The organism is Belnapia sp. AC561 (assembly GCF_979252845.1).
Genome location: NZ_CEEDBP010000462.1, coordinates 1 through 239 on the forward strand (window position 1 = coordinate 1; position 239 = coordinate 239).

1 protein-coding gene is annotated in these 239 nt (G+C 67.4%); it reads right to left on the bottom strand.

Features of this window, described 5'->3' with window-relative positions:
* Positions 1-239 (bottom strand): hypothetical protein (locus AC0IW9_RS31850; RefSeq protein ID WP_471652277.1); only part of this gene is annotated, 239 nt, incomplete at both ends.

Below are 239 nucleotides of genomic sequence, written 5' to 3' on the forward strand. Positions count from 1 at the left end.
GGTAGGCACCGACGAGGTCCGCCGAGTCATTGCCGCCGCCGTCGATGATGACGAGGTCGCTGGCCGTGAAGCTGCCGGCCGCGGCATAGGTCGCCATCTGCGTGCCCACGTTCAACGGGTTGGCCGCGCCGCCGGCACCGGTGTAGGTGATGCGCCCGCCGCCGATGGAGAAATTGGTGCAGCCGGTCTTGGCGGTGTTCACCGCGAACGTGGTGCCGGTGAAGGTGAAGAAGTTGCAG